This is a genomic window from Polynucleobacter sp. 39-46-10, assembly GCF_002282275.1.
The window spans coordinates 1-5,946 of record NZ_NCJB01000136.1; the positions used below are offsets into that span (position 1 = coordinate 1).

Annotated in this window: 6 protein-coding genes; 3 read left to right on the forward strand and 3 right to left on the reverse strand. The window is 46.3% G+C overall.

The window, feature by feature from the left end; translation table 11 throughout:
* Positions 1-46 precede the first annotated feature (46 nt).
* From B7X71_RS10715 to B7X71_RS10725, 3 genes are all read left to right on the forward strand, one after another.
* A complete protein-coding gene (locus tag B7X71_RS10715; RefSeq protein ID WP_293598406.1) occupies positions 47-1,231 on the forward strand; it encodes an MFS transporter in 1,185 nt (394 codons plus the stop codon).
* An 82-nt stretch (positions 1,232-1,313) separates the two neighbouring features.
* The gene (gene ssb, locus B7X71_RS10720) at positions 1,314-1,769 is read left to right on the forward strand and encodes a single-stranded DNA-binding protein (RefSeq protein WP_015422053.1); all 456 of its coding nucleotides are present in this window, start codon (positions 1,314-1,316) and stop codon (positions 1,767-1,769) included.
* A gap of 126 nt (positions 1,770-1,895) precedes the next feature.
* Positions 1,896-3,131 carry a hypothetical protein gene (locus tag B7X71_RS10725; protein ID WP_293598407.1) on the forward strand — a complete coding sequence of 412 codons (1,236 nt, stop codon included), beginning with the start codon at positions 1,896-1,898 and terminating at the stop codon, positions 3,129-3,131.
* Here B7X71_RS10725 and queF read toward each other — a convergent pair whose 3' ends face one another.
* The 3 genes from queF to ilvA all read right to left on the reverse strand — a co-directional run.
* Positions 3,132-3,959 (reverse strand): NADPH-dependent 7-cyano-7-deazaguanine reductase QueF, encoded by an 828-nt coding sequence (gene queF, locus B7X71_RS10730; RefSeq protein WP_293598408.1) that lies wholly within the window; start codon positions 3,957-3,959, stop codon positions 3,132-3,134.
* Entirely contained in the window at positions 3,959-4,867 is a 909-nt protein-coding gene (locus B7X71_RS10735; protein ID WP_293598409.1) for a 5'-nucleotidase, read from the reverse strand. Before B7X71_RS10735 ends, queF begins: the two co-directional genes overlap by 1 nt.
* Before the next feature lie 28 nt (positions 4,868-4,895).
* The coding region (gene ilvA, locus B7X71_RS10740; protein WP_293600725.1) for a threonine ammonia-lyase, biosynthetic at positions 4,896-5,946 on the reverse strand (1,051 nt) is incomplete at its 5' end.

Below are 5,946 nucleotides of genomic sequence, written 5' to 3' on the forward strand. Positions count from 1 at the left end.
GTTATTCATGATTTTTTAGCGTAACTTGTTAATATAGCCCTTTCCCATGAATCCTTCTGAACTTCGCTCCACTCTGGCCTTAGCAGGCATCTTTGGCCTACGTATGTTGGGCCTATTTCTGCTTTTGCCTGTTTTCAGCATTCATGCACACGGCTTGCCGGGCGGGGAGCACGCCCTGTGGGTTGGCTTGACACTTGGTATCTTCAATATTGTTCAGGCCTGCTTCTATATCCCTTTAGGCCGTCTTTCTGACCGGATCGGCCGAAAACCAGTTGTTTTATGGGGGCTTTCCTTATTTGTCGCTGGCGCCTTAATTTGCGCTGCTCAGGATGACCTGCTCTGGATCGCTATTGGGCGTGGGGTGATGGGCGCTGGCGCAGTTTCAGCAGCGATTTCTGCCTGGGTTGCTGATTTAACGCGTGAGCAGGTTCGTACACGCGCAATGGCCTTGGTGGGAGGCAGTATTGCACTTTCATTTGCTTTATCGCTAGTAATTGCTGCACCAATTTATCGCTTGATTAGTTTGAGCGGAATCTTTGTAGTCTTGGCAGTCTTAGGTGTTGGGGCGATGTTTGTTGCCTGCTATATTTTGCCAAGTACTAAGCCTGAGCCCAAGGTGCAACAAGCCAGTTTGAAGGAGGTATTTCTGCGTCCTGAATTGATGCGTCTCAATGCAGGGGTATTTGTATTGCATGCAACTCAAGTGGCCATGTTCTTGGTGGTACCGCGCTTATTGGTGGAAGCCGGCTTACCCTTGGCATCACATTGGCAAGTTTATCTCCCAGTTGTTTTGCTCTCCTTTTTCTTAATGGCACCAATTCTGATTTTTGGTGAAAAGAAGCAGCAGTTAAGAACGATCTTGTTGTTAGCAATTGTGCTACTCCTTCTTGCAGAATTTGTCTTTACAAGCACCCACTCAATTACTGGCATCGCTATTGCATTATTAATTTACTTTGTGGGCTTTAACTTACTTGAAGCATTGCAACCATCATTAGTCTCTCGTTTTGCCAAAGAATGTAAGGGTACGGCATTGGGTGTTTACAACACCACACAGTCGATTGGCCTCTTTACCGGCGCTGTAATTGGGGGTTACTTGATGGATAGCCATGGGGATTTATCGGTCTTTGTTTTGGGTGCAGTACTGCTTTTATGCTGGCTTATAATTGCTTGGTCAATGGGTTCGATGCCAACAAGGGCTTCGGAATCAAAGGATGTCACAGCAACAACATAACCGTAGCTTCATTGGTTGAATTACGGTGAGTAGTTTATTTTTTTAGTAGTAATAACAGCAGTATTTTTCTTCGGGAGACAACATGGCTTCGGTAAATAAAGTCATCATCGTAGGTAACGTAGGGCGCGACCCAGAAACACGTTACATGCCAAGCGGCGACGCCGTAACAAACATTTCAGTAGCGACATCAGATCGTTACAAAGATAAGCAGTCTGGCGAAATGAAAGAAACCACAGAATGGCACCGCGTTGCATTCTTTGGAAAACTAGCAGAGATCGCTGGCCAATATCTCAAAAAGGGTTCACAGGTTTATGTAGAAGGCCGTTTACGCACACGTAAATGGACTGATGCGAGTGGCCAAGAAAAATATTCCACTGAGATCGTTGCAGAAACAATGCAAATGCTTGGTGGCAAGCCAGTAGGTGGCGGTGGTGATGGTGGTGAAAGTTACAGCCGTTCAAAGCCGGCTGAGCAATCTGCACCAGCATCTTCAAATGCTGCATCCCTAGGCGCAATGGATGACGATATTCCGTTTTGATTGAGGTGATAGCGGTCATTTGACTGCCTAGCAATTTACCCCAGCAGGCCAACGCTTCCTGGGGTTTTCTTTTTTCTAAGCGAACGGATGACCTCGAGTTTGCTGTATTCACCTTAAAATGAATCCATGAAATCGCTAGGGATACACAAATTTCCACTTTTGGCATTCTTAGCCGTTAGCATTGTTGCTTTCCCCCGGCTATCTCTAGCCGCAGCTTTTTTCTTTCCAGATATGAACCCCTCATTTGTTAGAGGGGAGCCTCCAGATTGGCTGCATGATGGGCGAGGCAATGATGGATATATCACGATTAGCTCTGAAGTGATTCCCGTCAGCAGTTGCACTCAAATGGCGAGTCGAAGTTTTTGGGGGTCTGATAAAACACAATTAGTGTTATCTGTCCTGACGCAGGGCTTCAAAAGTAAACTCGATAAGTTAGAAATTCCAATTGCTACTTTTGACGGCAGAGAGGGTGGCTCTGAGTGCGCTTCGCTGAGTAGCGCTCCTTTATCGGTAGTCCCAATGACTGTGCTCGGTACCCATTCCATATTCAACCCAGGCGCACTTTCGATAGTGCTCAATGTGAGAAGTTCTAGCGACTCTAACCAGGATTTCATCGGATCTGCCAAATTACTGTTGGGGGCTGCCGCAATGGTGGCAACTGGCGGTTCAGCTGCGGCTATTGGTGGGATTTCAGCAACAGTTGGCAATGCAGTGGTGGGTGAGACACAAAAGAAGGCCAATAGTCTTTTGCAAGGAATGGTTGATGCCAAGGCGCCTGTTAGTTTTAGCTGGCCAGAATTGAGGCAAGGAATTCGAGCGGTTGAGATCCCAGTCTATAAAATTGATCAAAGCGTTGGCAGTTTGACTGATAAGCAAATCCTGAGATTGCAAAAAGATCCTAAATCAGAAAAGCAACCTCTATTTACCGTGAAACTAGAGTTTCAATTTTTTCGCAGCATGTTTTATCCAGCGGCGTCTCATATTGAGGGGTTGGCAAGCAGAGAAAATCTTTCTTCCGAATACATTTTGAACTCTCAAATGCTAGGCTTAGGTCAAAATTTTATGCAGATCTTAAATAGCTCTGCTCCTAGTTTGCTGCAGCGTATTTCTAAAGCAGAAGGCCCTGATTTGGCAAAATCTTGCTCTTTGGGTTTTACAAAACTCAAGACCGCAGGACTTAATGATGTCGATAGCGCTATTGTTATGAAATCATTTATTGATGAAGCAAAGGGCGATGTTGATTGGTATGCAAACCCGGCATTAGTAAAAAGCTGTTTCTCACAAGCACCCAGTATTCAAAAAAATCTTGAGCTGATATATGGCCTCAGCGTAGCACCGTCAAAACAGGAGCTTGAGCCTTAGTTATTGCCTTGCATGGCGTGTATTCTCTGGCCAAGGTGCATTGTGATCAGTTCTAAAGGGGTTGATATCCAGGCCGCCTCGTCGGGTATAACGAGCGTAGACGGAGAGTTTTTCTGGTTTGCACTGGCGCTTGATATCAGTGAAGATGGTCTCAACACAATGTTCGTGAAACTCACCTTTTTGCCTAAATCCGATCAGGTAGCGCAGTAAACCTTCTTCCAAAATTGGACGGCCTTGGTAGCGAATTTGCACACTAGCCCAATCTGGTTGACCGGTCACTGGGCAATTCGATTTGAGTAAATGAGAAACTAAACATTGCTCGATTGGTCCAAAAGATTCATTCACTTCTAGCAAGGCAGGATCAGCTGATAGACTCGGATCGATCTCAATATCGAGGCGATCCATGAGAACGCCACTCATCTCCTGCATTCCTTTTTTGGCAACTGCTTCAGTGGGGTTGATGCGAGTCGCAATCTTGCTGCCAGACACTGCTGATAGATCCGCAATCAATCTTTCGCGGACTTCCACTTCATCTTCAAAGCGGGCGCTATTGAGGCTATTCAGATAAAGCTTGAATGACTTGGATTCAATCATGTTTGGCGAGTCCGCTGGAATCTGAAATTCTGCTAGAGCAATCTGGGGCTTCCCTTTTTTATTGAGCCAACCGAGCTCAAAGGCATTCCAAATATCAACGCCTACAAAAGGCAATGCTTGATTTGGTTTGATATCTAACTTGAAGCGATTCTCAGAGCGCGGAATGGGGAAGAGCAAACTCGGATCGTATTGATCAGGATATTCCGTTGCCTTACCAAGAGGAAGTGTAGACATTAGTTTTTGGGTTTATTAGAGACGCCAGATATAACGTGCCCAGTAGGCGCCACTGATGCGGCCGATTGGCAGTGACCCGTTTGGTCATCAAAGAAAAAGTCTGGTTCAAACTCGCGTAGGAATTCGCTTTTGGAGAGCCCACCAAGGAACATGGCCTCATCAACATCGATGCCCCAAGCCATGAGTGTGCGAATGGCGCGCTCATGCGCGGGTGCTGAACGAGCTGTCACTAAGGCGGTGCGAATGCGCATACCTTTCTCGCTAGTGGTGCGTTGCAAGCGGTGTAGTGCTTCTAACAAAGGTTTAAATGGACCTGGTGGTAGAGGAATCGCTGCCTTCTTGCTTTCATGATCGACAAAGGCTACCAAGCCTTCACTCTGAAATACTTGCTCAGCTTCATCCGAAAATAGAACGGCATCACCGTCAAAGGCAATGCGAATTTCATTGGGGTGAGACTCTGCAGTTTTGCTCGACTCTGGATATACGCGCGCAGCAGGAAACCCTGCCTCAATCGTGGCGCGCACATCATCTTCATTAGCCGAGAGAAATAAGTTGGCATGTAGCGAACGAAGGTAATGATAGGGTGGGCGACCTCTTGTAAATACACCGCGCTCTAAATGTAGGCCGTGATGTTCGGCTGAGCGAAAGACACGTAAGCCACTAACTGGGTCATTGCGAGAGAGAATCACCACCTCAACACGTTGTTCACCTTCTTCATTGAAAGCGAGCAATTTTTTTACCAATGGAAAAGCAACACCTGTTTGAGCGGCATGAGATAAACGCTCTAATTGCAACTTCATGTAGGCGCTGTCATCAGTTGATTCGAAGATGCGGTTTTCTTCTTCGAAATCAAACAACGCACGCGATGAAATCGCGACGACGAGTTTTCCGGTAAGTGTGTATGACATTGACTAATTCGATCTTATGGATTGAATCTCATTTTAGGAATAAACGGTAAGCGGGATTATCGGTTTCGTTCCAATGAGGATAGCCAAGTGATGCTAGGAAGCTTTGAAATTTCTTCTGTTCATTTTTGGGAACCTGAAGACCTACCAAGATACGACCATAGTCTGCGCCGTGATTGCGGTAATGGAACAGGCTGATATTCCAATTAGGCGCCATGCTGGTAAGGAACTTCATCAAAGCGCCTGGGCGCTCCGGAAATTCAAAGCGGTAAAGCAGTTCATCTTGAGCTAGGGTGGAGCGACCGCCTACCATATGACGGAGGTGAGACTTCGCTAACTCATCATGAGTGAGATCGATGGTTGCAAATTTTGCTTTACGAAAATGCTTTGCAATTGTTGTGCTATCTGTCGCCTTCTGCGTACCAATTCCTACAAAAATATGTGCTTCGCTCTGATCAGCAATGCGATAGTTAAATTCAGTAACATTGCGATTGCCTAGTAATTCACAAAAGCGCCTAAAAGAGCCGCGCTCTTCGGGAATGGTCACGGCAAAAACAGCTTCGCGGAATTCACCAACGTCAGCACGCTCAGCCACAAAGCGTAAGCGACTGAAATTCATATTCGCGCCACAAGCTATCGCTACTAGTGTTTTCTTTTTTAGGCGATGTTTTTCAACATACTTCTTCATGCCGGCAATCGCTAAGGCACCAGCGGGCTCCAGAATGCTGCGGGTATCTGTGAAGACATCGTTGATGGCAGCGCAGATCTCATCGGTATCGACAGTAATGATGTCATCGACTACGCGTTTACAGATGCGGAAAGTTTCTTTCCCAACGAGTTTGACTGCCGTGCCATCAGAGAAGAGGCCTACGTCTTTCATCTCGATACGCTTGTTAGCTTCGAGCGATCGTCGCATTGCATCTGAGTCAACTGACTGTACGCCGATTACTTTGGTCTTAGGGCTGACTGCTTTGACATATTCGCCAATTCCAGCAATGAGACCACCACCACCGATAGCTACAAAAATAGCATCGATAGGCTCTTGATATTGTTGAAAGATTTCTTGGGCGATCGTTCCTTGT